Source organism: Serratia sp. TSO36, from assembly GCF_057808395.1.
Genome location: NZ_JBJZOU010000014.1, coordinates 106,529 through 133,007, shown reverse-complemented (window position 1 = coordinate 133,007; position 26,479 = coordinate 106,529). Strand labels below are relative to the sequence as shown.

The window sequence follows — 26,479 nt, the reverse complement described above, 5'->3', positions numbered from 1 at the left end:
GCGTGACAGGGTCAAACTCTTTTTATGACGATTCACGCGGTCGTCGTGGTTTCGGCTCGCGCATCACCCCGAAATGCGGCGTTTGGCGCGGCGCGATGAGCGCCACCGGTTGCGCTAAACCCGCCAGAATAGGGCAGTCGGGGCGCGTATTACCGTGGCAATGGCCGGCAAGGCGTTCCAGCGTTTGCGCCATCGTCTGCAGTTGCGCAATCTTGGCTTTCAGCACGGCGATGTGGGATAGCGCTACGGCTTTAACATCGGCGCTGGCGCGTTCGCGGTCGTGCCACAGCATCAGCAACGCAGATATCTGCTCAACGGAAAAACCCAGGTCGCGTGAGCGCCGGATAAAACGCAGGCCATGCACGTCCGACATGCCGTAGTGGCGGTATCCCGCATCGGAGCGAGCCGCTCTCGGGATCAGGCCTATTTGCTCGTAATAGCGAATCATCTTCGCCGAAACGCCGGATAACCGGGCTGCTTGTCCGATGTTCATCCTGTCCTCCTGTTACGATGATGCCGATATTCCGCCGGGTTGCGCGGTTGCCGCCGCCGCTTCAGCGCGGCTCTCGACGGCCATCGGCGCCTGGAAACGTTTGAGCCGCAGCGCATTGCCAAGGACGAAAACGCTGGAAAGCGCCATCGCGGCCGCGGCGAAAATAGGCGAAAGCAGCGTGCCGTTCAGGGGATAAAGCGCGCCGGCTGCCACTGGGATCAGGACGGCGTTATAGGCGAAGGCCCAAAACAGGTTCTGCTTGATGTTGCGGATCGTCGCCTGGCTGAGCGCAATGGCGTTGGCTACGCCGCGCAGGTCGCCCGACATCAGCACCACATCGGCCGCTTCTATTGCCACATCGGTGCCTGTACCGATAGCCAGCCCAACGTCCGCTTCCGCCAGTGCCGGCGCATCGTTGATGCCGTCGCCGACGAAGGCGACTTTCGCGCCGCTGTTGCGGAAGGATTTCAACGCCGCCACCTTGCCTTCGGGAAGCACTTCGGCCGCGACTTCGTCAATCCCCAATTGCCGGGCGATCGCCGCCGCCGTCGCGGCATTGTCGCCGGTGATCATCGCAACCTTGAGCCCAAGCGCATGCAGCGCAGCGATAGCTTCCGGCGTTGTTTCCTTAATCGGATCGGCAACGGCGATCACCGCAGCCAAACGGCCATCAATGGCGGCATAAAGCGGGCTTTTCCCCTGGGCGCCGAGGCGCTCGGCGACGGGCTGAAAACGTGCCACATCAAGCCCGAGCCTGGTCATGAAGCGATCTGCGCCAACGGAGATCCGGCGTTGGCCGATGCGCGCCGTTACGCCGAAACCGGGTGTGGCGTCGAAACTGTCGACAGCGGCGAGCGTAAGATTCTGCTCTCTTGCCGCCGCGACGATAGCTTCGGCGATGGGGTGTTCGGACCGTGTCTCGACCGCAGCGACCAAGGCCAGTACTTCGTGGTATTCGAAACCGTCAGCGGGCACCAGATCGGTCAACTCGGGGCGGCCTTTGGTCAGCGTGCCGGTTTTGTCGAGGGCGATAACGCCCACATCGCGCAGGGCCTGCAACGCTTCGCCCTTGCGAAACAGCACGCCCAGCTCGGCGGCGCGCCCGGTGCCGACCATGATAGAGGTTGGCGTCGCCAGACCCATGGCGCAAGGGCAGGCAATAATCAACACGGCGACCGCATTCACCAGCGCGAAGGTCAGCGCGGGCGACGGCCCGAAGAACAGCCAAACCAGAAAGGTCAGTACCGCCGCCGCCATGACGGCCGGAACAAACCACATCGTCACCTTATCGACCAACGCCTGAATCGGCAGTTTGGAACCCTGCGCTTCCTCCACCAATCGAATGATTTGCGCCAGGACGGTATTCGCGCCGACTTTTGTCGCCCGAAAACTGAACGCGCCGGTTTTGTTGATGGTTCCGCCGACCACATCGGCCCCCACGGTTTTCTCGACCGGCACCGGTTCACCGGTGATCATGCTTTCATCGACATAAGACGCGCCTTCCAGAACTTCGCCATCCACCGCGATTTTCTCCCCCGGCCGGACGAAGACCACATCACCGGCAACCACCTGTTCGAGAGGGATTTCAACCGTTTCGCCATGCCGTTCAACGCGTGCGACCTTGGGTTGAAGGCCGACGAGCCGTTTGATGGCCTGTGAGGTGCGCCCCTTGGCGCGCGCCTCCAGCACGCGTCCGAGCAGGATCAGCGTGACGATCACGGCGGCGGCTTCGAAATAGACGTTGGCGGTGCCCTGCGGCAACACCCCGGGGGCGAAGGTGGCGACCAGCGAATAACCGTAGGCCGCCGCCGTGCCGACCGCAACCAGCGAGTTCATGTCGGGGGCGCCGCGCAGCAGCGCAGGAACGCCTTTGCGGAAGAAGCGCAGGCCGGGGCCAAATAAGACCAAGGTGGTGAGGACAAACTGGATATACCAGCTTGTCTGCACGCCCAACCCCTCCATGACCCACTCATGTATGGCGGGAATGAGGTGCGACCCCATTTCCAACAGGAATACCGGCAGGGTGAACAGGGCGGCGCCGAACAGGGCGCGCCGCAACGCGCGTGACTCATTTTCGCGCCGTTCGGCGGCCTGGTCGTCCGCGCTGGGGCTATCCGCCGTCAGGCGGCGAGGCGTATAACCGGCGCGGGTGACGGCAGCGGCGAGGTCTTCCAGGGATACGGTGCCGGCCAGATAGCGCACCCGCGCGCGTTCGGTCGCCAGATTGACATTGGCTTCGGTAACGCCGGCGACCTGGCTCAACGCTTTCTCCACCCGCCCGACACAGGAGGCGCAGGTCATATTTTCGATCGCCAGCTCAGTGGTTTCTTCTCGCACGGTATAGCCGGCGCCTTCGATGGCGCGGGCTGCCGCCTGCGGATTCGCCTGGCCGGTAAACGTGATGTCGGCGCGTTCGGTGGCGAGATTGACCGTTGCCGCCTGCACGCCGGGAACCGCCGTCAAGGCCCGCTCGACGCGACCGACGCAGGAGGCGCAGGTCATGCCTTCAACCGGCAGACTCAGACGCACGGACGAAGGCTGGGGGAAGTTGGCATTGGATGAATTCATGTTATGTGCCCTTAAAGGAGTGGCTGGTATCAGCAAGGCTAGAGCTTCCCATCGGGGGAAGGTCAAGGTTCATCGCCGATTTTTGCCGTCATGAACGAACCGGTCGCGCCGCGGCAATCGTTTTTTGCCGCCGCGCACGTCTCCCAGCCGCCGCCGAGCGCTTTGTAGATGCCCACCACGGCAAGCCGCTGACGCGTGCCGGCCTGCGTCAATGCGCGCCGGCTGGCGAAGTCGGCCCGTTCTGCCTCGAGCACCTCCAGATAAATGCCTTCGCCCGCGGCAAAACGCGTCTGGGCGAGCCGGGCCGCTTCGCGATTCGCCGCCGCCTCAAGTAACCGCAGATCCAACGTGCTGACCGCCTCAGCATAGGTTTTGAAAGCATCGTCCGTTTCGCGCAGCGCGCTCAGCACCGTCCGCTCGTAAATCAACAGCGCCTGTTGTGTTCGCGCCTCGCTGGCGGCGATCCGGGCGCGTACGCGCCCGATATCGAGAAATGCCCAGCGAATCACTGGGCTGATCACAGCGGAGAACGCACCGGCGCCAGTCAGCGCATCGAGGTTGCCGGCGACCAGCCCGATCGAACCTCGCGCTTCGATGCGCGGGTAGAGCGCCGCCGTTTCCACGCCAATCATGGCGGTGGCTGCCGCAAGTTCCCGTTCAGCCGCCACAATGTCGGCGCGCCGGGCGAGCAGGGCGCCGGGCGTGCCCACGGCGATCGTCCGCAGCACTGGCGGCTGGCTTCCCCATTCGGCGGAAGGAGGGCGGAATGTCTGGGGCATTTCGCCAAGCAGCGTCGCCAATGCGTTTACGGCGGCGGCTCGGCGGCGTTCCAGCTCTGGCGTCGCCGCTTCGACGTTGCGCAATAGCGCCTCGGCGCGCAATCGGTCGAATTCGCTGGCGGCGCCGGCGCTCATTTGTTTTTTTACCAGCACCAAACTTTCACGCTGGCTGTGGCTAATTTCGGCGACCATCTTAAGTTCGGCGTCTAAACCTCGCAGTTCTAGCCAGGTGGCGGCCACTTCCGCAGCGACGCCCGCCTGAACGCCACGCAGCAACGCTTCGCGGCTTCCCGCCAGCGCCTGAGCGGCCTCAATCGAGCGCCGAACGTGTCCAAAGAGATCGATTTCCCATGTCGAATCAATCGCACCGCGATAGGTTTGCGTATGGCGTGGCTGGGCGGCCAGCTTCTCCGCTTCACCCAGTCGACGCGTCTCATAACTCAGCGCGGCACCGGCGCGCGGCAGGAAATCCTGCCGCTGTTCACGCAACAGGGCTCTGGCTTCGTCTACTCGGGCGACGGCGATGCCGACATCATGGTTCGCCGCCAACGCGCGCTGAACCAAATCCGTGAGAGCAGGATCGTCAAAGAGGCGCCACCATGCTAGCTCGACATTTCCGGCACTCAACCCAGCCGGTGGTTGGCCGAAGCCGGCAGGGTGACGGGCGACGGGCGGCGAGTAATCGGGGCCCACCGCCGCACATCCGGTTAGCAAGGCGAGCGCGCTCAGCGGCAATAACAAGGTTCTACGAAGATTTTTCATCAGACTCGCTCCTTACGGCTGGCTTTGGCTTTGGCTTTGGCACGATATTGCTCGAATCGGGTCGCCAGGCCGCGAATCACGACATAAAAGACCGGCGTCAGGAACAGGCCGAACAAGGTCACGCCCAGCATGCCGGCGAAGACCGCCACCCCCATGGCATGGCGCATTTCCGCCCCCGCGCCGCTGGCGAAGATCAACGGAATAACGCCGGCGATAAACGCGATTGAAGTCATCACTATCGGTCTTAATCGCAGCCGGCAGGCCTTAATCACCGCCTCGAGCGCGTTGGCGCCTTCATCCTCCAGGCTGCGGGCGAACTCGACGATCAGAATGGCGTTTTTGGCGGCCAGGCCGACCAGCACAATGAGGCCTATTTGCACGAAAACGTTGTTGTCGCCGCCCAGCAGCCAGACGCCAATCATGGCGCTCAACAGACACATCGGCACGATCAGCAGCACGGCCAAAGGCAGTAGCCAGCTGTTGTATTGCGTGGCCAGAATGAGATAGGCGAGCAGCACGCACAGCGGAAAAATGAACAGCGCCGCGTCGCCCGCGAGCTTTTGCTGATAGGTGAGATCGGTCCATTCGACGGTCATGCCTTCCGGCAGCGTCTCTTTCGCCAAGCGCTCCATCAATGCAGCCGCCTGACCGGAACTGACGCCCATCGCCGCACCGCCCGAAATATCAGCCGATGGATAGCCGTTGTAACGAATGATGCGATCCGGGCCGGAGCCGGGCGTAACGGTGACAAAGGAAGACAGCGGCAGCATGTCGCCGGCCGCGTTGCGCACCTGCAGCCGGCCGATAGCTTCGGCCTGCATGCGATGGGCGGCATCGGCCTGAGCGGTGACTTTGTAGGTGCGGCCGAATCGGTTGAAATCATTGATGTAAAGCGAGCCGAGGTAGATTTGCAGCGACTCGAACACATCCGCCAGGCTGACACCCTGACTTTGCGCCTGAGTGCGGTCGATAACCACATCGAGCTGCGGCGCGTTGATATCCAGACTGGTCATCAGACCGGCGACCTGGCCCGATTCGGTGGCTTTCATCATCAGGATCCGCGTGTGCTCAACCAGGGACTCAAGCCCCGCGCCGCTGCGATCCTCCACCTGCATCTTGAAGCCGCCGGTAGCGCCGAGACCGGGAACGGGCGGTGGCGGAAATACGCCGAGGAAACCATCGGGAATGTCGGCGTATTTCGCCTGCAGCCGACCGGCTATGGCGGAGGCGGCCAGGTCGGGCGTAGCGCGATCTTTAAACGGATCGAGCATGACGAACATCACGGCGGCGTTCGGCACATTGACGAAGCCGTTAATCGACAGCCCCGGAAAGGCCACGACGCTTTCCACCCCGGGTTCCGCCAGCACGATCTTCGACATCTGTTTAACGACCGCATCGGTGCGATCCAGCGAGGCCGAATTGGGCAGTTGGGCGATGCCCACCAGATAGTACTTATCCTGCATGGGCACGAAGCCCGGCGGAACGGCCTGGAAGCTGAAAAACGTCAGAACGAGCAGCCCGCCGTAAATAGCCAGCGCCATCCCGCGGACGCGCACCGTTTTACGCACGGCATTGGCATACGCGTCCGGCGCGCGTTGGAAAGGCCGGACAGCGGCTTGCAAGACGCGCCCAATGCGGCCGGGAGCGCGAGGTTTCGCCGGATGAGGCCGCAGCAACATGCTCGCCAGCGCCGGGCTGAGCGTAAGCGAATTGAGCGCCGACAGCAGGGTTGAAATGGCGATGGTCAGCGCGAACTGCCGGTAAAACTCGCCCTGTAAACCGCTCAGGAACGCTGTTGGAACGAAAACCGCGGCCAGCACCGAGGTGATGGCGACGATCGGCCCGGTGACTTCATTCATGGCGAGTCGCGCGGCTTGCTGAGGCGTTTTGCCGTTTTCGATGTGTCGTTCGACGTTTTCCACCACCACGATCGCGTCATCGACGACGATGCCGATAGACAATACCAAACCGAACAGGGACAGCGTATTAAGAGAGAAGCCCATCAAGTACATGATGGCGAACGTGCCGACCAGCGAAACCGGCACCGCGAGCAGCGGAATCAGCGAGGCTCGCCAGCTGCGCAGGAACACCACTACCACGATCACCACCAGCAGGATCGCTTCCAGCAGGGTCGTCACAACCGACTCGAGCGATGCCCGCACGAAAACCGTGGGATCGTAGGCGATCCGTGAACTGAGTCCGGCAGGAAAGTTGCCCTCCAGGCGCTTGACGGTCGCTCTGACCGCCTGAGCGACGTCCAGCGCGTTGGCGCCCGGGCTCTGAATGATTTGCAGCGCGACGGCCGGCTCGCCGTCGAGCAGGCTGCGCAGCGCATACGCATCGGCGCCCATTTCTATACGGGCGACGTCGCGCAAGCGGGTCACCCGGCCGTCGCTGCCGGTGCGGATGATGATTTCGCCAAACTGTTTCTCATCGGCCAGACGGCCGAGGGTATTGAGCGTAACCTGAAATGCGGCATTGGAATCGGGCGCCTGACCGACGGAACCGGCCGCCACCTGAACGTTTTGCTCGCGCACCGCAGCGATCACATCGCCGGCGGTTAGCCCGCGCGCGGCGATCAGATCCGGATCCAGCCAGAGCCGCATGCTGTATTCGCCGGCTCCCCAGACCTGGACATCGCTGACGCCCGGAATGCGGGACAGTTCATCACGAACCTGCAGATAAGCGTAATTCGAGATATAAAGCGGATCGTAGCGTTGGTCAGGCGACAGGAGATGCACCACCATCAGGATGTCCGGCGAGGTTTTCTGCGTCACCACTCCCTGGTGCTGTACCTCTGCAGGCAAGCGGGGTAACGCGCGCGCGACCCGATTTTGCACCTGAATCTGCGCCATGTCGGCATTCGTTCCCTGGGCAAAGGTGACGGTCAACGTCATTCGGCCGTCGGTCGCCGCCTGTGAAGACATGTAAAGCATGCCTTCGACGCCGGTAATGGCTTGCTCAAGCGGTGCGGCCACCGTTTCCGCGATCACTTTCGGGTTGGCGCCGGGGTAAGACGCCGTCACTTGTACGGTAGGCGGCGTAACCGCAGGGTATTCGCTGAGCGGCAACTGGAATAACGCCACGGTGCCGGCGATCAGCGTCAAGATGGAGAGCACGATGGCGAAGATCGGGCGTTTAATGAAGAAACGAGGGAAAGTCATGTCGCGTCTCCCGCAGCGTTCAATTGCTCGATAGGCGCGCCGTCAATCTCGGCGGGCTGCGGCGTGATTGACATGCCGGGGCGCACCAGCCCTTTCACGACGATGCGTTCTCCCGGCCGCAGGCCGTGCTCTATCACGCGCAGTCCTTCAACGACCGGGCCAAGTTCAACGGGGCGGTATTCGGTTTTGTCATTCTCATCGACGACCAGGACATAGCGCCGGTTTTGATCGGTGCCAATCGATTGGTCGGCGATCAGGATCTTGGCCTGCGGCGCGCCGGTTTCCAGCTTGACTCTGGCAAACAACCCAGGTGACAGTCGCCCATCCGGGTTATCGATCACCGCGCGCAGGCGCACCGTTCCCGTCGTGCGGTCGGCGGTATTGGACTGGAAATCGACGCGCCCGCGCCGGGAATAGGTTTTGTCTGCAAGCAACGCCACCGATACCCGAATGTCAGGTGGCGCCGTTTTATTGCGCCACGCGGTCAACGATTGCAAATAGGTGCGTTCATCCACATCGAAATAGACGTGGAGTGGATCGACCGAGACCAGCGTGGTGAGCGGTGTGACGCCGCCGGTGACATAGTTGCCTTCGGTGACGAGCGTCTGGCCTACGCGTCCGGCAATCGGCGCGGTGACGCGGGTGAACTCCAGATCCAACTTTGCCGCCTCCCGCGCCGCTTTCGCTGCGTTGACCTGCGCATTGCTCGCTTTCATCATGGCGGTGGCCGAATCAAACCGATCGCGGGCGATAACGTTTTTATTGAACAACGTCTTAGCGCGCACATAGTCGGCCTGGGCTAGCGTTGAGGCGGCTTCCGCTTCTTGCAAACGCGCCGTCGCCTCGTTCAGCGCGGCTTGAAATGGCCGCGGATCGATGAGAAAGAGCGGGTGGCCTTTTTCTATCAGGCGACCTTCCGGCACATTTACCGCCAGCACATAACCGGCGACCCGAGGCCGCAACTCAACGTGCTTGACCGCGGCCAGCGAACCGGTGAATTCGGCAAAGGGCGTTATCGGGCGGACTAAAACATCAGCCACAGGAACACGGGGAGGCGGCGCAGGTGTCGCCGAAGACGGGTTTTCTTTGCAGCCGGCAACGGCGAAAGCGCCGTTTATCGCCGCTGCGATCAGGATTATGGTTTTGGCTTTCATCATTTGACCTTTCCTACCGAAGTCGACAGTGGAATTCACTGCGTGGAAGCAGTTCATCCCGCGTTATCCGACTTCCAACGTTGGGAAGGTCAAGCGATTTTTGGTTTATTGCAAAGGGGATGCCGCGTCGTCGCTATCTGGTGCGATCCCCTGAACGGCTATTTCTGCAGCACCTCGACGAACTTCGCCAGCCACTGTGGATGCGCCGGCCAGGCCGGGGCGGTGACCAGATTGCCGTCGACGTGCGCCTGATCGATGCCGATCTCCGCATAATGGCCGCCGCCCAGCCGCACCTCCGGCGCACAGGCCGGGTAGGCGCTGCAGGTGCGGCCTTGCAACACCCCGGCCGCCGCCAGCAGCTGCGGGCCGTGGCAAACGGCGGCGATCGGCTTTTTCGCGGCGTCAAACGCCTGCACCAGCGCGATCACGTCGGGATTCAGGCGCAGGTATTCCGGCGCCCGGCCGCCGGGGATCAAGAGCGCATCGTAGTGCTCTTCTTTGGCGGTGGCGAAGTCGGCGTTCAGGGTGAAACGGTGGCCGGGTTTCTCGCTGTAGGTTTGCGCGCCGTCAAAATCGTGGATCGCGGTCATGATGTAGTCGCCGACGGCTTTGCCGGGACACACGGCGTCCACCCAATGGCCGATCATCTGCAACGCCTGAAACGGCACCATGGTTTCGTAATCTTCGGCATAGTCACCGACCAGCATCAGGATCTTTTTCTTGCTCATGATCACAACTCCTGCGGGATGGGGATTGCCTAAGGTATAGCCCAGCGGCCCTGGGAATGCGAACCTCGAAGCGCCTATCTATACTCGTGATACTGCGGCGCTTTTCTCGCCGCTCAATCCCAGGGAGGATCCCCGATGCTGAATCTGGCTACCTTGCTTGAAGAGAGTGCGCGCACCTGGCCGGAACGGCCGGCGGTGATACAGGACGATGTACCGCTCAGCTATCGGGCGCTGAACGAGATGGCCAACCGGGTGGCGAATCTGTTGGTCGCGCGCGGCGTGCGGCGCGGTGAACGGGTGGCGCTGGCCTGCCCGAACCGGCCGGAGTTTCCGGCTGTCTATTACGGCATTCTCAAAAGCGGCGCGGTGGTGGTGCCGCTCAATATTCTGCTTAAGAGCGCGGAGTTCGACTATTACCTGGCGGATTCGGCGGCGGTGGCGCTGTTTTGTTTCGAAGGCAGCAGCGGCCTGCCGCTGGGGGAGGAAGCGCTGCGGGCGGCGGCGAACGCGGAGCAGTGCCGTGAGGTGTTTATCATCGGCGATCGGTTGCCGCTCGAGGGGGAGCGTTTCAGCGCGGCGATAGCCGAGCAGGCTACCGAATTCGCTTCGGCGACGACGCTCGAAAGCGACACCGCGGTGGTGCTGTATACCAGCGGCACCACCGGCCGCGCCAAAGGGGCGGAGTTGACCCACGCCAATCTGGTGCTTAACGCCTTGGGATCGGTGCGGTTGTTCGACGGTTCGGAGACGACCCCCGATCGTCACCTGGTCACCTTGCCGCTGTTTCATACTTTCGGCTCGACGGTGCAGATGAACGCCGGGTTCGCTTCCGCCGCCACTCTGGTGCTGGTCGAACGCTTCGACGCGGCGCAGGCCATCGCGCTGATGCAACGGCACGGCATCACCTTTTTCGCCGGGGTGCCGACCATGTATTGGGCGCTGTTGAATGCGCTGGATGAACACACGGATATCGAAAGCTTGCGCAGCACGCTGCGTATGGCGGTGTCCGGCGGCGCCAGCCTGCCGGTGCAGATCCTGGAGGATTTTTCGCGCCGCTTCGGCGTCAACATTCTCGAAGGGTACGGGCTGTCTGAGACCAGCCCGGTCGCCACCTTTAACCATCCCCATCGGGTAACCAAACCCGGCTCCATCGGCCAGCCGATCTGGGGCGTGGAGGTGCGCCTGCTCGACGCCACCGGGCAGCCGGTCGACGCTGTCGATCAGGTGGGGGAGATCGCGGTACGCGGCTACAACATCATGAAAGGCTATCTGAATCGCCCCGAGGCGACGGCGGAGGTGCTGGAAAACGGCTGGTTCCGCACCGGCGATCTGGCGCGCCGCGACGCCGACGGCTTCTATTTCATCGTCGATCGGGCCAAGGACATGATCATTCGCGGCGGGTTCAACGTCTACCCGCGCGAGATTGAAGAGGCGCTGATTCGCCACCCGGCGGTGTCGTTGGTGGCGGTGATCGGCGTCGAACATCCGTCGCTGGGCGAAGAGATCAAAGCGGTAGTGGTGTTGAAAGAGACGGAGGAGCCGATCGAGGAAGAAACGCTGATCGCCTGGAGCCGGGAACGGCTGGCGGCGTACAAGTATCCGCGCATCGTCGAGTTCGTCGAGCGTTTGCCGATGACCAGCACCGGTAAGGTGTTGAAGCGCTGTTTGCGCTGAGGAAAACCCGGCCTGCCGGGGCAGGCCGGGATACGGGCATCAACCTGGGTAGATGCCACGCTCTTTACGTGCGGTCAGGATGCGCTCACAGGCCACGATATAAGCGGCGGTGCGCAGGCTGCACTCTTTCTCTGCGGCCTTGTTCCACACGTGGACCATGGCGTCGGTCATGATCTTGTCCATACGCTCGTTGATCTCGGACTCGCTCCAGAAGTAGCTCGCCATGTCCTGCACCCACTCGAAGTAACTGACCGTTACGCCGCCGGCGTTACAGATAACGTCCGGAACCACGGTGATGTTACGGGAGCGCAGAATGTCGTCCGCCTCTGGGAAGGTCGGGCCGTTAGCACCTTCCAGCACCAGTTTGGCGCTGAGGATTTCGGCGCGCTCACGGGTGATTTGGCCTTCCAGCGCCGCCGGGATCAGGATGTCCATGTCGACCGACCAGAACGCTTCACTTTCGATCTCGCTGGCGCCAGGGAAGCCGGCGATCTGCTTGTGCTTGGCCTGGTATTCGGTAAGCGCGGCCAGGTCGATGCCGTCGGCGTTAAACAGGGTGGCGGAGTGGTCCTGGATGGTGACGACGCGCGCACCGACGCCAACGAACAGGCGAGCCGCTTCGCTGCCCACGTTACCGAAGCCTTGCACCGCCACTTTGGCGCCTTCGATCTGCACGCCCAGACGCTTGGCCACTTCACTGCCGGTGACGAACACGCCGCGGCCGGTCGCTTTCTCACGGCCCAGGGAGCCGCCGAGGTGGATTGGCTTGCCGGTGACCACGCCGGTGATGGTGGTGCCGTGGTTCATGGAGTAGGTGTCCATCATCCAGGCCATCACTTTGGCGTTGGTGCCGACGTCCGGCGCAGGGATGTCTTTCTGTGGCCCGATGATGAAGCCGATTTCGCTGGTGTAGCGGCGGGTCAGTCGCTCCAGTTCGCCTTCAGACAGTTTGAACGGGTCGACGCGGATGCCGCCCTTGGCGCCGCCGTACGGCAGGTTGACCGCGGCACACTTGATGGTCATCCAGGCGGACAGGGCCATCACTTCGTTCAGATCGACGTCAGGGTGGAAGCGGATACCGCCTTTGCCCGGCCCACGCGACAGGTTGTGCTGTACGCGGAAACCTTCGAAGTGACGGATGGTGCCATCGTCCATCTGCAGCGGGATATCGACAATCAAAGCGCGCTTAGGGTGACGCAGCGTATCAACCCAGCGTGACAGCTCGCCGAGGTAAGGGGCGACGCGATCGATTTGTTGCAGATATGTAGCCCAAGCGGTGGTGCTGCTGTCTGAAGCGTAGGATAGCTTTTCCATAACCAACCTTTATATATTAGAGGTATTTATTTCGTTTAACCGTGGATTAGCAAGCGCATAACACTTTGCGACGCTAAATTTACCACTAATTATGCCGGTTGTTAGCCCCCCGCTCATCGGGCCAGCGGGCGGTTTTTCGCCGCCTGCAGGGCGATAAATGAATAGTTAATTACTTTTTGTCGGCAGTGAGCGAGCACATGCATAATTTATGCATGTAAAGCGCATAAAAACCCTTTTTATCTATTTTTCAGAAGCTTGAATGTGATCAAAAAGTTTCATTTTATTTAACAGCCATGTTGACAATGGCGTTTCCCCTCGGCAGCGTTAAAATCCTGTTAAAACGCCGTCTGCCGCCGTGTTTTACCTGGCAAAGAGGAGCATGATTCGAGGCTGTTTTAATGTGTTGCGGCAGAAGAGTGGGCTGAAAAGCTTATTCACCAGAAACGGACGGGTGACCGATCCCCGGCAAGGACAATAAAGGCGCTTGCGGCGCAGCCGTCGGTGAAGGAGACGCCAACGCCATCCACTCGGCAAGCGGCGGCAACTGCGGTATGCTAAGCGGCTGAACCGCAAACCAAACCGGGCTATACGGAGACCCCCCAGCGTGCCGAACTCTTCTTCTCAACTCGAACTTTTGCGCTCGGTCGCCGACGGCATCGCGGCGCTGTTTTTTCCGAATGCGGAAGTGGTGATCCACGATCTGGCCACCAACAAGATTGCCTATCTGGCCAACAACCTGTCGAAGCGCAAACCGGGCGATGACGCCGGGCTGGAGGACTTCGAGCTTGATGGCGGCGCCGGCGTGACCGGCCCCTATGAGAAGCTGAACTGGGACGGCAAAAAGATGCGTTCCGTGAGCATCGCCGCGCGCGACGAGCAGGGCAAGCCCAGCTATCTGCTGTGCATCAACCTGAGCACCGCGATGTTCGAGGACGCCCGCAACGCGCTGGACATGTTCCTGTCGGTCACGCGGCTGCAGCCACAGCCGCAACAGCTGTTCAAAGATGACTGGCAGGAGAAGATCAACACCTTCCTGCACGACTGGCTGCGGCGCGAAAACGCCGCGCTCGGCGCGCTGAGCCGCGAACAGAAACGGCGGCTGGTCAGCGATCTCTATCATCAGGGGGCGTTCAAGGCCAAAAGCGCCGCGGACTACATCGCCAACGTGCTGTCGATGGGGCGCGCCACGGTGTACAAGCACTTGCGAGAATTGAAGCAGGAGTAAAGGCGGCGGGAAAGGCGGAAGAAATGGGCGGCGCTGGCCGCCCATTTTCGTTACCAGCGGTAGTTGACCGAAGCGATGATGCTGCGGCCGCTGCCGTAGAAGCAGGCGTACTCGCCGCTGCAGGATGAAACGTATTTCTTGTCCGTCAGGTTCTGCACGTTGAGCTGGAGAGCCGCACCGCGCAGCGCCGACGAGGCCTGGCCAAGGTCATATTTCACCATGGCGTCGTACAGCGTGTAGTGCGGCACATCGTACTGGCCGATGGCGTCGGCCGGCGCATCGCCGATGTAACGCACGCCGCTGCCGACGGTCAGGCCGTTCAGCGCGCCGCTCAGGAAGCTGTAGCTGCCCCAGGCGGAAGCCGCGTGACGCGGGATGCCCGCCGGGCTGTGGCCGATTTCGTCCGCCGAGTTGGAGTCTTTGGTCACCACGTCGGTGTAGGTATAGGCGGCGGTCAGCTTGATCTCCGGCGTCGGCTGGGCATGCACTTCCGCCTCAATCCCTTTGGATTTCACCTCGCCGATCTGCTCGTAGGCGGAGGTGAGACGGTTGTAAGACGCCACATTGCGCTGGGTAATGTCGAACCAGGAGAGGGTCAGCAGGGTGTTGCCGCCCGGGATCTGGTACTTCACGCCCACCTCGGTTTGTTTGCCGGTGGTCGGCTTGAGCGGATCGGCGCCCGGCGCGCTCGGGTACAGGTTAGGATCGAACGAGGTGCTGTAGCTGACATACGGCGAAATGCCGTTGTCGAAGGCGTAAAGCAGGCCCGCGCGGCCGGTGAACTGGGCGTCGTTGTAGGTCTGCTCCTTACCGCCGCTGGTGCGATCGCGGGTGTTGACCTGCGACCAGTCCTGACGGCCGGACAGCAGCAGGTTCCAGTTATTCCACTCCAGCTGGTCCTGCAGATACACCCCGACCTGATTCAGCGTCTTCAAATCGCTGGAAGCCAGCGCCAGCGTGCTGCCATCGATGCTGGGGCGAACCGGGTTGGCCCAGTCGATCGGGTAGTCGTTGCCGCGATCGCGATACATCTTCGAATCGATATGGCTGTAGCGGTAATCCAACCCGCCCAGCACCGTGTGCTTCACCTCGCCGGTGTCGAACAGCCCCTTCAGCTGGTTATCCACGCCAAACTCGTTGGTCATCTGCGTTTCATGCTGCGCCATGCGGGTGACGGTGTGGTCGTTGACCTTCGAGTTTACGTTATAAACCAGATATTTATAGTCTTCATCGCGGTGGGTGAAGCGCAGGTTTTGGGTAAACGACAGCGCATCGCTGAAGTTATGCTCGAGGCTGTAGCCGATCGACGCCTGCTCGCGCCGCGACTTGTTGAAGCTGGGTTCGCTGATGTTGAAGTCATAGGGCACATAGCCCGCGCTGGTCGAGAACAGCGTGCCGGCGCGCGGCAGGAAGTTGCGCGACCCGGCTTTCGGATCGTTCTGGTAGCTGGTCAGCAGCGTAAAGCTGGTGTCTTCGTTCGGCAGCCAGGTGAAGGCCGGCGCGATGGCCACCCGTTGCTGCTTGCTGTCTTTGACAAACTCATGCTCGGTTCTGGCGATACCGTTCAGGCGATAAAACAGGGTGTTGTCGTCGTTGAGTTTGCCGCCGAAATCGAACGCCGTTTCCGCCAGATGGCGGTTGCCGGTGCTGAATTTGACTTCGTGAATGCTCTGGGCGGTAGGGCGCTTGCTGGTCATCACCACCACGCCGCCGGGGCTGACCTGGCCGTACAGCACGCCGGCCGGGCCGTGCACCATCTCCACGCGCTCCAGCAGCCAGGGATCGATCTGCCCGGCGCCGCCGTTTTGGCTCGAGAGGCCAAAGTGCAGGCCGTCGAGCAGCTTGGGCGCATAGCGGAAGCCGCGGCTGATCACTTCGTCATTGCGGTTGGAGTTGCCGCGGTAGGTGGTGATCACTCCGCTGGTGTAATTCAGCGCGTCGGCGACCGACGCCGGTTCCTGGTCGTTCATTTGCTCGCGCGTGACCACCGAGATGGACTGCGGCGTTTTGCGCAGAGCGGCGGCGGTCTTGGTGCCGGCGGCGCTCTCTTTGGCGACGATCCCTTTGACCGGCGCGGTCACGCTGTTTTGCGCGTCGGCGGTCACCAAAATCGTCTCGTCCGCCGCGGCGGACGCGTGTGGCGCGAAGGGCAGTAAGGCCAGCGCCGAGCCCAGCAACAACCGCTTGGCGGCCGTCGCCTCCGCATTCGAATTGTCTATCCCTTTGTTTTTAATCTTCATTCTCTCTCCTGCATACCTGCGTTGTGTGTCATGCAACCCTGATAAACCCCGAAATATCGGCGAGCGGTCTTTACCCGTCGATACGGAAACGCCGTGTGCGCACGACGGTAAAAATCCGACAAATAGTATTGAAAACGATAATGAGTATCAATACGATTGTCAGGTTTTGTAAAAATCACTCATGTTATGTAAGGGGCGCTATGGAGTTTTTGCCGGAAAAGAGGCCAGACAACGGTCATGAGGGATTGGCGGCGCAGTGGCTGCGTGAAGAGGCGGCGGGGCAGCCCGAGTGGTGGCAGAAGGTGGCCTCTCACGGCACGCCCATCGTCGAGCCGCACGATGACCGCCACGTCAAAATGACCTGGCTATGGCGCGATCCTGCCGGCGATGAACGGCGCTCGCCGATTCGCCGCGTTTATGCCGATATCAACGGCATAACCGATCACCACAGCACGTCCCCCAGCAGCCTGACCAGGCTGCCCGGCACCGACGTTTGGTACGGCGCGGCCGTTATCGAGCGCCGCTGGCGCGGCAGCTACAGCCTGATTCCCGTCACAGACCGGGATCTTCCTCCCGTCTTCAGCGACGACGAAACGCTGCGCGATCGCCAGCAGCGCGCCTGGTGGATTTCGCTGTTTCCACTGGCGATCGCCGATCCGTTGAATCGCCTCTCGCTGGGGCCTTCGCATCGTCCGCGCCCGGTTTCCCTGGCCCAGGGGCCGGATGCTGACGACCAAAGCGCCTGGCAGGCCGCCGATCGGCCGCTGGACGAGGCGCGGCTACAGCGTTTTCAGTGGCACAGCGAACGGCTCGGCACGCAGCGGCGCGTCTGGCTGTATGCCAGCGGCGACGCGGCGGTGAAAGCGAATCGCCCGCTGGTGTTATTGCTCGACGGCCAAAACTGGATCGAAAGGCACGCGCTGCTGCCGGTGATCGAGAACGAAACCGCAACAGGGCGGCTGCCGCCCGCATGCTGGCTGCTGATCGATGCGATCGACGGCGAACACCGGGAAAACGAGCTGCCCTGCAACGCCGCCTTCTGGCAGGCAATCATCGATGAGCTGTTGCCGCAGGCGCAGAAGCGCGAAGCGTTCAGCGAGGAAGGGGCGCGCACCGTCGTCGCCGGCCAAAGCTACGGCGGGCTGGCAGCGTTATATGCCGGTGTGCACTGGCCGGAACGTTTCGGCCACGTGCTGAGCCAGTCCGGCTCCTTCTGGTGGCCTACGGTGCAATTCGTTACCCAGTTCGAAAAACGCCACGAACTGGAGGAAGGCTGGCTGATACGCCAGGTTCGGCAACGCGACGCGGCGGCGCCAGCGCTCAACGTGATCCAACAGGCCGGCGATCGGGAGGCGGATATCGAATTCGTCAATCGCCAGATGCACGAGGCGCTGACGGCGGCGGGGCACCGCGCCGACTACCGCGTGTTTTCCGGCGGACATGACGCGCTCTGCTGGCGCGGCGGCCTGGTGGACGGCGTACGCCAGCTGCTTTCCGGGATGGAATAACCCACACATTTTGACAGACAGGTAATGAAAATGACTCAGGAACAACAAAACCCGTTCGATGACGAAAGCCTCCGTTTCTCCGTTTTGGTCAACGCGCAGCAGCAGTATTCGCTGTGGCCGCAGTTTGCCGACGCGCCGCAGGGGTGGCGCGTGCTGATGGGGCCGGCGTCGCGCGGCGAATGCATCGACTACATCGAAACGCACTGGCAGGACATGCGGCCGGCGGCCTTGAAAGCGGCGGATGCGGCGCGTTAAGCGCCAGACAGCCACATCGATACATTCCGTTTGAGGAAAAGGACAGACACCATGTCAGAAACGCTTTCTTTGCCGGATACTCAGGTCGAGTATCGGGATTATCCGCTGGTTGCGGCGCAACCGGGGATCTGGATCGCCGACCAAATCGCGCTGCGGCGCAACGGCTTCGCGGTGGCGCACTACACCGAACTGCACGGCGCTATCGACCGCTCGGCGCTGGAGCGCGCGATCCGTCAGGGGCTGGCCGAAGCGGATACGGTTCAGGCGCAGTTCTTTGAGGCGCAGGACGGCCAGCCGGTGCAGCGTTTGCCGCTGAACGCCGATCCTGCGCGCGTGCAGGCGCCGGAGTGGTTCGATTTCAGCGCGCGGCCGGACGCCGAACAGGCGGCGCTGGCGCTGATGAACGACGATCTGGCGCAGGATCTGCCGGCGGACGGCGAGCGGCCGCTCTATCGCCATGCGGTGATCCGCGTCAGCGCCGATCGCTGGTTCTGGTATCAGCGCTTTCATCATTTGACCCTGGACGGCTTCAGCTTCGAAGCCATCACCCGTCGGATCGCCGATATTTATCGCGCGCTGCGCCACGGGCTGGCGCCGGCGGCCTCGCCGTTTACCCCGTTCGGCAAGGTGGTGGAAGAGTTTCAGCAATGGCAAACCTCGCCCGCACGTGAGCGGGCGGCCGAATTCTGGCGCCAGCATCTGCGCGATTTGCCGTCGCCGCTGTCATTATCGACGGAGAGTCGGGAGGTTGAGGCGGGCGCCCGGCCGCTCAAACAGGCGCTGGTGCTGCCTGAATCGCTGTTTGACGAAGCGCTGCGCGATGGCGCGCTGCAGTCGCTGCAGCCGGCCGATATCGTCACGGCGGCGCTGGCGCTGTACCTGGCGCGCATGAGCGGCGAAACCCGCTTCTCAGTCGGTTTTCCTTTCATGCGCCGGATGGGATCGCAGGCGCTGGCGGCGGTCGGCCCGGTGGTCAACGTGCTGCCGCTGCTGCTGAACGTGACGCCGGAGATGTCGCTGGCGGATGTCTGCCTGGCCACCGTGGCGCAGATCAAGCAGGCGCGCCGCCATCAACGCTATGAGGCGGAGCAGATCAAACGCGATCTCGGCCTGGTCGGCGGCCATCAGGAACTGTACGGGCCGGTGGTCAACGTCAAGGTCTACCACAGCGCCTTGTCGTTCGACGGTCAGGCGGCCACCACCCATACGCTGGCGATGGGACCGGTCGACGACCTGGAGTTCGAGATCGGTTTTCGAAGCGGCGTATTGACGCTGTCTTTGGTCGCCAACCCGGCCAAATACTCGCCGCGCACCTTGCAGCACCACGCGGAGCGCATCGGCCATTGGCTGCAGCAGTTGGCGCGGCAGCCGCACCAGCCGAACGGTCAACTGGCGTTGATCGGCGAGGGGGAACTCAGACAACTCGCGGCCTGGGGGCGCGGCGCTGAGCTGACGCCGCCGGCGGGCATGGTTTCGATCATGGATGCGTTCCAGCGCCAGGTTGAGCGTCAGCCCGAGGCGTTGGCGGTGTCCTGCGGCGACGTGCGCCTCAGCTACCGGCAGCTCTCCGAACGGGTGATGCAGCTGGGGCGAGTGCTGATCGAAAGCGGCATCGGCGCCGAAGACGTGGTCGCCATCGGCATTCCGCGCTCGGTGGACACGCTGGTCGCGCTGTTCGGCGTGCTGGCCAGCGGCGCGGCCTATATGCCGCTCGATCTGGACTATCCGCGTGAACGTTTGGCGCTGATGTGTGACGACGCGCGGCCGGTAATGTTGCTGACCCACAGTGACACGCGAGCCAACATGCCGGATCTGCCGCAGGTATTGTGCCTGGACGACGCACCGTGCCTGACGCGCTGCGCGGCCGCCGAGGGCACGCCGATAACGGATGCCGAACGGCGTGTGCCGCTGAACGAGGCGCATCTCGCCTACATGATTTACACCTCCGGTTCGACCGGCAAACCCAAGGGCGTGATGTCCACGCACCGCGGGCTGCTGAACCTGTTCCTGTCGCACCAGGCTTCTCTGTTCGGCCCGGCGATCGAAAAATTCGAGGCCCGCCACGCGCGCCGCTTGCGCGCCGGCCATACCGCCTCGTTCTCTTTCGATTCCTCCTGGGAACCGCTGTTCTGCATGATGATGGGCAGCGAACTGGTTATCTTCGATGAGGAGCTGCGCCGCGACCCCTGGGCGCTGCTGGAACAGACCCAGCAGACGCCGATCGATCTGCTGGACATCACGCCGTCGTTCTTCTCGCAACTGGTGGACTGCGGTCTGCTGAAAGGGCAGTTCCCGCTGCCGTCGTTCGTGATGATCGGCGGCGAGGCGGCGACGCCGACGCTGTGGAACCTGATGCAGCAGCATCCGGAGGTGGAGATCCACAACTATTACGGCCCGTCCGAATACACCGTCGATACCCTCGGCGCGCCGGTCACGGCCGCAGACCAGCCGGTGATCGGCCGTCCCCTCGCCAATACCTCAGTCTGGTTGCTCGACAGCCGCCTGCAGCCGGTGCCGATCGGCGCGGCGGGCGAGCTGTACATTTCCGGCAAGGGCATCGCGCGCGGTTACCTGCGGCGCCCGGATCTGACGGCGGCGCGCTTTGTCGCCAACCCGTTCGTCGAAGGCGAGGTGATGTACCGCAGCGGCGACCTGATGCGCTGGAGCGCGGAGGGCCAACTGGTATTCATTGGCCGGACCGATCACCAAATCAAGGTGCGCGGCTTCCGCGTCGAGCTGGGTGAGGTGGAAAGCGCCTTGGCCGCCTTGCCGGACGTGGGGCGGGCGGTGGTGATCGCCGAACCGATCGGCGCCACCTATCGCCTGATTGGCTACTGCTCGGTGCAGGATGACGCGCGTCGCGCCTCGCCGGCGCTGCAAAGCGAGCTGCTGGGGCAGCTGGCGCAGCGTCTGCCGGATTATATGGTGCCGGCGATCCTGGTGGTGATGCCGGAGCTGCCGCTGAACGTCAACGGCAAGATTGACCGCCAGGCGCTGCCCAAACCGCAGGAGACGCTGGCGCAAAGCATTCGCGAACCGGCCACCGAGCAGGAAAGGCTGATTTGCCACGCGATGGCCCAACTGTTGGGAATGGAGCGCGTCGGCGCCGACGACGATTTCTTCGCGCTCGGCGGCGACAGCATCTCGGCGATGGGGCTGGGCACCGCCCTGCGGCGCAAAGGCTATCTGCTGCGGCCGCGCGAGATCTTCGCGCTGCACACCCCCGCGCGCATGGCGCAGGTGATGCAGCCGCTGGCCGTTGGCTCTCAGACCGCACGCAGCGTGCGGCAAGGCCCGATCGACGGGCTGCCGATCCTGCACTGGTTCGCCGAGACGGGCGATATGCATCGCCGCTTCGCGCACGGCGTTTTCCTGCGCGTGCCCGCCGAGCTGCAACCGGAACAGCTGCGTTATGCGTTGGCACAGCTGCGCGCGGCGCACCCGGCGCTGAGCGCCAGGATCCGCGACGGCCAGTTGGTGGTCGAGGAAGCCGCTACCGCTGAGTTCATGCAGGTTCAGGCCGTATCCGGCGAACTGGAGCTAGCGGCGGAACAGGCGTTTGATGCCGCACTCGAGCAGCTCGATCCGGCGGCCGGCGCCATGATGCAGGCGATCCTGTTGCAGCGTGACGGGCAGAGCCTGGGGCTAGTGCTGGCGATCCACCACCTGGTGGTGGACGGCGTTTCCTGGCGCATTCTGCTCGACGAGCTGCGGCAAGTGGCCGACAGCGCCATGCAGGGGCAGCCGATCACGCTGCCGCCGGAGGAAACCTCGCTCTATGAATGGTCCGCGCGTTTAAGGGCCGACGTCGAACGCCGCGAAGCCGAGCTGCCGTTCTGGCGGCAGATGCTGGCGGACGGCGTGCCGCGTTTGGGGCGGCGCGCGCTGGAACCGCAGACCGATCGCATCGCCTCGGTGAGCGAACGGCGCACGCTGCTCGACAGCCGGCTGACCGCCGCGCTGCTCGGCACATTGCCGCAGGGGTATCGCGCCCAGGTTGAAGAGATCATGCTGTGCGCGCTGGCTCAGGCCTGCCGCCGCCGTTTCCAGGCCGCTTCGCTGCGTTTCTCTCTGGAGTCGCACGGCCGCGCCGAACTGGACGACGGCCTCGATCTGGCCCGCACCGTCGGCTGGCTGACGGCGGAGTACCCGCTGCGCATCGAACTGCATGACGCCGAGCATAATGAGGCGGTGCGCGCGGTGAAACAGGCGACGCGCGCGGTGGCCGATCGCGGCGTCGGCTATGGCCAGCTGCGTTATCTGCATCCGCAGCGTGACGATCTGGCGGCGCTGGCGCAGCGCAACGCCCCGGAGATTTTATTCAACTACCTTGGGCGTTTCAGCCAGGATGAGGCGCACTGGACGCCGCAGCGCAGCCAGACCCGCTTCCGCGACGCCTTCGCCGTGGCGCAGGATGCGCAGCAGGCGCTGTCTTACGGGCTGGAAGTGAATATCTTTGTCGAGGAGCGGCGCGACAGCGCCTGCCTGGCGATTAACTGGAGCTGGCTGGAGGGAATTTTCAGCGAGAGCGACATTGCGCAGCTGCACAGCGGCATCGAGCACGCCGTGCGTTCACTGTGCGAGTTTGCCGAACGGCATCCCGAACGCGCGGCGGCGACGTTGGTGGCGGCCGAAATCGCCCAGCCGGGCGTCGATGATGAAGCGGTGCGCGCCTGGGAGCGGGAGTGCGGGCCGTTAGCCGCGGCGCTGCCGCTGTTGCCGCTGCAACACGGCCTGCTGTTCCATGCGCAGACAGCGCAGCAGGGCGGCAGCTACAACTCGCTGACGCGCCTGAGCCTCTGCGGCGAACTGGACGCGCATCAACTTCAGCAGGCGCTGAATGCGGTGATCCGCCGCCATCCGCAGCTGGCCGCCCGATTCAACCGCGAGGGCGAGCCGCTGCAGCTGATCCCGCAGGAAAGCCATTGGCCGCTGGACAGCCACGCGCTGCCGCCGCTGGCCGAAGAACAGGAGGCGCAGGCACTGCACCGGCTGGAGCAGCAGGAACTGCAGCGCGATCTGTTCAACCAGCCGGGCGCGATGCTGCATGCATTGTTGGTCAAACACGGGGATAGCGAACGCTACACGCTGTTCCTTAACGCGCATCACCTGATCGTCGACGGCTGGTCGACGCCGGTGGTGCTCAACGATCTGATTCTGGCCCTGCGTGAAGGCGAGCAGGCGTTGCCGCCGCTGCGTTCGAACTATGCCGATATCGTGCGCCGCCTGACCGCGCGGGATGCCGAAGCTTCGCGCCGCCTCTGGCGCCAGACGCTGCAGGACGTGCGGCCGACGTTGCTGTTCGGTGAGGCGCAGGACGATCGCGTACACGAGCTGGAGATGACGCTGCCGCCGGCCGAGGAAAGGCGCTTGCTGACCCTGTGTCGCGAACGCGGGTTGACGCTCAATACCGTGATGCAGGGCATTTGGGCATTGCAGTTGGCCAGCTGTTGCGGCCAGCAGGACGTGGTGTTCGGCTCGCCGGTTTCCGGCCGCTTTGGCCAGATAGAAGGGGTCGAGGAACACGTTGGCCTGTTCAGCAACACGCTGCCGGTGCGGGTGCGTCTGCAGCACGATCGTTCGCTGACGGAACAGCTGACTGAGCTGCAGCACCGGCAAATTGAACTGCTGGAGCACGACGATTTGGGGTTGGGGGAAATTCAGCACCTGGCCGGGGCGGGCACGCTGTTCGATACGCTGTTGGTGGTGGAGAACTACCCGGACAACGACGCTCTGCTGGGCGGCGCAGGGTCGCTGCGCTGCGACGCCATCCGCAACAAAGGCTATACCCACTATCCGCTGACGCTGCTGGTGCTGCCGGGCGAGCGTCTGCGCCTGCTGATGGAGTACCGCGCCTCGGTGCCGCAGCCTGAGCGCTTCGCCGCGCGGCTGATGGCGCTGTTGCAGCAGTGGATCACCCAGCCGGATTTGCCGCTGCCGCGCTGGCAGTTGCAAACGCCGCAGGAGCAGGCGCTGATCGCGGCGGTCAACCGCACCGGGCAGGCGGTGGCGGACACCACCTTGCATCAGGCGATCGCCGATCAAGCGCGGCGCACGCCGGATCGCATCGCGCTGCAGGATGCCGGGCACAGCCTCAGCTACCGTGACATGCAGCGCCAGGCCGCGCTGCTGGCCGAGCGGCTGACGGCGGCCGGCATTCAGCCGGGGGATATCGTGGCGGTGGCGTTGCCGCGCTCCGTGCGCCTCAGCCTGGCGCTGACGGCGATTGTGCAGACCGGCGCCGCCTGGCTGCCGCTGGACACCGGCTACCCGGACGAACGTCTGGCCTACATGGTGGAGGACGCCAAGCCGTGGCTGATTATCACCGAGAGCGCGTTGGATGCCCGCTTTGCCGCGCTGGCGCCGACGCTGCTGTTCGATGCGCTGGACGACAGCGGGCGCGAACCGCCTGCGCGCCTGCCGGCGGGGAACGGCGATTATCCCGCCTACGTGCTGTATACCTCCGGCTCTACCGGGCGGCCGAAAGGCGTGGTGGTGAACCACCGGGCGATCGTCAACCGCCTGTTCTGGATGCAGCACGAGTATGCGCTCGATGCGCAGGACGTGGTATTGCAGAAAACCCCGTGCAGCTTCGACGTTTCCGTCTGGGAATTCTTCTGGCCGCTGATGGTCGGCGCGCGCCTGGTGATGGCACCGCCGGAGGCGCACCGCGATCCGCAGGCGCTGACGACGTTGATCGACGACTATGGCGTGACCACGCTGCATTTCGTTCCGTCCATGTTGGCTATCTGGGTGGAGGCGCTGAACGAGCGGGCGCCGCAGCGCGCCGCCGCCAGCCTGAAACGCGTGTTCTGCAGCGGTGAGGCGCTGTCGTGTGAACTGGCTTCCCGCTATCAGGCGTTGGTTACCGCGCCGCTGCACAACCTGTATGGCCCGACGGAGGCGGCGGTCGATGTCACCTACCAACCGGCGTCCGGCGCGGCATTGGCGGCGGTGAGCGGCGCCGGCGTGCCGATCGGCAAACCGGTCTGGAACACCCAGTTGAGCATTCTCGACGCGATGCTGCGGCCGGTGCCCGTCGGCTGCGCCGGCGATCTTTACCTGCGCGGCATTCAGCTGGCCGATGGCTATCTGCATCGGCCGGGGCTGACGGCGCAGCGGTTTGTCGCCGATCCCGCCGGCAACGGCGCGCGCATGTATCGCACCGGCGATATCGCCCGCTGGCTGGAAGACGGCAGCGTCGAGTATTTGGGGCGCAGCGACGATCAGCTGAAGATCCGCGGCCAGCGCATCGAGCTGGGGGAAATCGAGCAGGCGCTGCTGGCGCAGCCGGGGGTAGCGCAAGCGGCGGTGCACGCCATCGAGCTGGGCGAGGGCGCGACGGGGCTTGGCGGCGCCGATATGCGCCAGCTGGTCGCCTGGCTGATCGCCCAACCGGGAGTGACGCTGGATACCGCCGTGCTGCATCAGGCGCTGGAGCAGCGTTTGCCGGCGCACATGATGCCGGTCAGCTATGTCATGACCGACAGCTTCCCGCTCAGCGCCAGCGGCAAGCTGGATCGCAAGGCGTTGCCACGGCCGCAGCTGAGCCACCAAAGTGGCCGCATGCCGCAGAGCGACAGCGAACGCCTGCTGGCGGCGCTGTTCGGGGAACTGTTGGGGCGCGAGACGGTGTATGCCGACGACGACTTCTTCGCGCTGGGCGGCCATTCGCTGCTGGCGATGCGTCTGGCGGCGGAGCTGCGTCGCCGCGTCCCTCGGCCATTGAGCGTCGGGCAGATCATGTTCGCCCGCAGCCTGGAGAAGATGGCGCACCTGCTCGATGACGCGCAGGCGGCCAACTCGGCCGAGAGCCGCGGCGTCGGCGAATGCCTGCAGCTGCGGGCCGGCCAAGGCCCGGCGCTGTTCTGCCTGCATCCGGCTTCCGGTTTCGCCTGGCAGTACTCGGGGCTGAGCCGTTATCTGCCGGGCAGCTACCCCATCATCGGCCTGCAGTCGCCAAGACCGGACGGCGCCATCGCCACCTGCGAGGATATCGAGCAGATGGTCGATCGTCATCTCGCCAATCTGCGCCGCCTGCAGCCGCAGGGGCCTTACTACCTGCTGGGCTATTCGCTCGGCGGCACGCTGGCGCACTCGATGGCCGCTCGCCTGCAGCAGCAGGGCGATGAGGTGGCGTTCCTCGGCATGCTGGATACCTATCCGCCGGAAGGCCAGGATTGGACCGGCCCCAGCGAGGAGGACGCGCAGAAAGAGGTGGCGCAGGAGCAGGCCGAGTTTATGGCGGAAGATCATGGCGATCCGGCGCTGATGGCGGAGAAGGCGGCAATGTTCGACAGCATCGTCGCCAACTACCGCGACGCGGTGCGCATTCTGTCCCAGGCGCGCAGCCGGCGTTTCCACGGCACGGCGACGCTGTTTGTCGCCGACCAGACGCTGCCGCCGGAGATGGACATCGACGCCGTGTGGGCACCGTATCTGGATGGGCTGATCTGCCATCACCAGCGCTGCGAACACGCGGACATTCTGTCGCCGGCTTCGCTGGAGACGCTCGGGCCGCTGTTGCATTCGTTGCTGACGCAGCAATACGGGTTGGTATAACGCAACCGGGCCGGGGGGCGTGCGTCCCGGCCCGTACTAAAACATGATATGCA

13 protein-coding genes are annotated in these 26,479 nt (G+C 63.6%); 5 read left to right on the top strand and 8 right to left on the bottom strand.

The annotated features are described in order from the left end of the window. Positions 1-22 precede the first annotated feature (22 nt). The 6 genes from cueR to ACK3CV_RS12920 all read right to left on the bottom strand — a co-directional run bounded on the left by cueR (position 23) and on the right by ACK3CV_RS12920 (position 9,648). Positions 23-493, bottom strand: a complete 471-nt coding sequence (gene cueR, locus ACK3CV_RS12945) for a Cu(I)-responsive transcriptional regulator (protein ID WP_033653133.1) — start codon at positions 491-493, stop codon at positions 23-25. Positions 494-505: 12 nt separating this feature from the next. Continuing rightward, positions 506-3,061 carry a heavy metal translocating P-type ATPase gene (locus tag ACK3CV_RS12940; RefSeq protein WP_164141015.1) on the bottom strand — a complete coding sequence of 852 codons (2,556 nt, stop codon included), beginning with the start codon at positions 3,059-3,061 and terminating at the stop codon, positions 506-508. Positions 3,062-3,123: 62 nt separating this feature from the next. Then, complete coding sequence (locus tag ACK3CV_RS12935) at positions 3,124-4,602, bottom strand: efflux transporter outer membrane subunit (protein ID WP_060420781.1); 1,479 nt, start codon at positions 4,600-4,602, stop codon at positions 3,124-3,126. After that, positions 4,602-7,766 (bottom strand): efflux RND transporter permease subunit, encoded by a 3,165-nt coding sequence (locus tag ACK3CV_RS12930; protein WP_489009862.1) that lies wholly within the window; start codon positions 7,764-7,766, stop codon positions 4,602-4,604. Before ACK3CV_RS12930 ends, ACK3CV_RS12935 begins: the two co-directional genes overlap by 1 nt. After that, positions 7,763-8,923, bottom strand: a complete 1,161-nt coding sequence (locus tag ACK3CV_RS12925; protein WP_269454185.1) for an efflux RND transporter periplasmic adaptor subunit — start codon at positions 8,921-8,923, stop codon at positions 7,763-7,765. The genes ACK3CV_RS12930 and ACK3CV_RS12925 overlap by 4 nt, the downstream gene beginning before the upstream one ends. A gap of 155 nt (positions 8,924-9,078) precedes the next feature. Next, positions 9,079-9,648, bottom strand: a complete 570-nt coding sequence (locus ACK3CV_RS12920; protein ID WP_033634573.1) for a DJ-1/PfpI family protein — start codon at positions 9,646-9,648, stop codon at positions 9,079-9,081. A 135-nt stretch (positions 9,649-9,783) separates the two neighbouring features. On the opposite strand from ACK3CV_RS12920, the gene ACK3CV_RS12915 reads away from it, so the two are divergent. Beyond that, positions 9,784-11,322, top strand: coding sequence for a long-chain-fatty-acid--CoA ligase (locus ACK3CV_RS12915; RefSeq protein WP_164141019.1), 1,539 nt, complete (start codon positions 9,784-9,786; stop codon positions 11,320-11,322). A gap of 39 nt (positions 11,323-11,361) precedes the next feature. On the opposite strand, the gene ACK3CV_RS12910 is transcribed toward ACK3CV_RS12915, so the two are convergent. After that, on the bottom strand, positions 11,362-12,636 hold the full coding sequence (locus tag ACK3CV_RS12910; RefSeq protein WP_033653137.1) for a Glu/Leu/Phe/Val family dehydrogenase: 1,275 nt from the start codon (positions 12,634-12,636) through the stop codon (positions 11,362-11,364). Between the two features lie 604 nt (positions 12,637-13,240). Here ACK3CV_RS12910 and ACK3CV_RS12905 point away from each other — a divergent pair. Further along, entirely contained in the window at positions 13,241-13,861 is a 621-nt protein-coding gene (locus ACK3CV_RS12905; protein ID WP_033648347.1) for a helix-turn-helix transcriptional regulator, read from the top strand. A 50-nt stretch (positions 13,862-13,911) separates the two neighbouring features. On the opposite strand, the gene ACK3CV_RS12900 is transcribed toward ACK3CV_RS12905, so the two are convergent. Then, entirely contained in the window at positions 13,912-16,101 is a 2,190-nt protein-coding gene (locus ACK3CV_RS12900) for a TonB-dependent siderophore receptor (protein WP_164141021.1), read from the bottom strand. 200 nt (positions 16,102-16,301) lie between these two features. On the opposite strand from ACK3CV_RS12900, the gene fes reads away from it, so the two are divergent. Genes fes through ACK3CV_RS12885 form a run of 3 tightly spaced genes read left to right on the top strand, consistent with a single transcriptional unit; the run spans position 16,302 to position 26,426 of the window. Further along, positions 16,302-17,609, top strand: a complete 1,308-nt coding sequence (gene fes / locus ACK3CV_RS12895; RefSeq protein WP_239504631.1) for an enterochelin esterase — start codon at positions 16,302-16,304, stop codon at positions 17,607-17,609. Between the two features lie 30 nt (positions 17,610-17,639). Next, the gene (locus tag ACK3CV_RS12890; protein ID WP_033648496.1) at positions 17,640-17,864 is read left to right on the top strand and encodes an MbtH family protein; all 225 of its coding nucleotides are present in this window, start codon (positions 17,640-17,642) and stop codon (positions 17,862-17,864) included. A 51-nt stretch (positions 17,865-17,915) separates the two neighbouring features. Next, entirely contained in the window at positions 17,916-26,426 is an 8,511-nt protein-coding gene (locus ACK3CV_RS12885; protein ID WP_164141023.1) for a non-ribosomal peptide synthetase, read from the top strand. The last annotated feature ends 53 nt before the right edge of the window (positions 26,427-26,479 follow it).

What these genes read in the sequence shown, in the direction of transcription:
- cueR (WP_033653133.1), bottom strand. Translation starts at nt 493, where the DNA reads ATGAACATCGGACAAGCAGCCCGGTTATCCGGCGTTTCGGCGAAGATG.
- ACK3CV_RS12940 (WP_164141015.1), bottom strand. Translation starts at nt 3,061, where the DNA reads ATGAATTCATCCAATGCCAACTTCCCCCAGCCTTCGTCCGTGCGTCTG.
- ACK3CV_RS12935 (WP_060420781.1), bottom strand. Translation starts at nt 4,602, where the DNA reads ATGAAAAATCTTCGTAGAACCTTGTTATTGCCGCTGAGCGCGCTCGCC.
- ACK3CV_RS12930 (WP_489009862.1), bottom strand. Translation starts at nt 7,766, where the DNA reads ATGACTTTCCCTCGTTTCTTCATTAAACGCCCGATCTTCGCCATCGTG.
- ACK3CV_RS12925 (WP_269454185.1), bottom strand. Translation starts at nt 8,923, where the DNA reads ATGATGAAAGCCAAAACCATAATCCTGATCGCAGCGGCGATAAACGGC.
- ACK3CV_RS12920 (WP_033634573.1), bottom strand. Translation starts at nt 9,648, where the DNA reads ATGAGCAAGAAAAAGATCCTGATGCTGGTCGGTGACTATGCCGAAGAT.
- ACK3CV_RS12915 (WP_164141019.1), top strand. Translation starts at nt 9,784, where the DNA reads ATGCTGAATCTGGCTACCTTGCTTGAAGAGAGTGCGCGCACCTGGCCG.
- ACK3CV_RS12910 (WP_033653137.1), bottom strand. Translation starts at nt 12,636, where the DNA reads ATGGAAAAGCTATCCTACGCTTCAGACAGCAGCACCACCGCTTGGGCT.
- ACK3CV_RS12900 (WP_164141021.1), bottom strand. Translation starts at nt 16,101, where the DNA reads ATGAAGATTAAAAACAAAGGGATAGACAATTCGAATGCGGAGGCGACG.
- fes (WP_239504631.1), top strand. Translation starts at nt 16,302, where the DNA reads ATGGAGTTTTTGCCGGAAAAGAGGCCAGACAACGGTCATGAGGGATTG.
- ACK3CV_RS12890 (WP_033648496.1), top strand. Translation starts at nt 17,640, where the DNA reads ATGACTCAGGAACAACAAAACCCGTTCGATGACGAAAGCCTCCGTTTC.
- ACK3CV_RS12885 (WP_164141023.1), top strand. Translation starts at nt 17,916, where the DNA reads ATGTCAGAAACGCTTTCTTTGCCGGATACTCAGGTCGAGTATCGGGAT.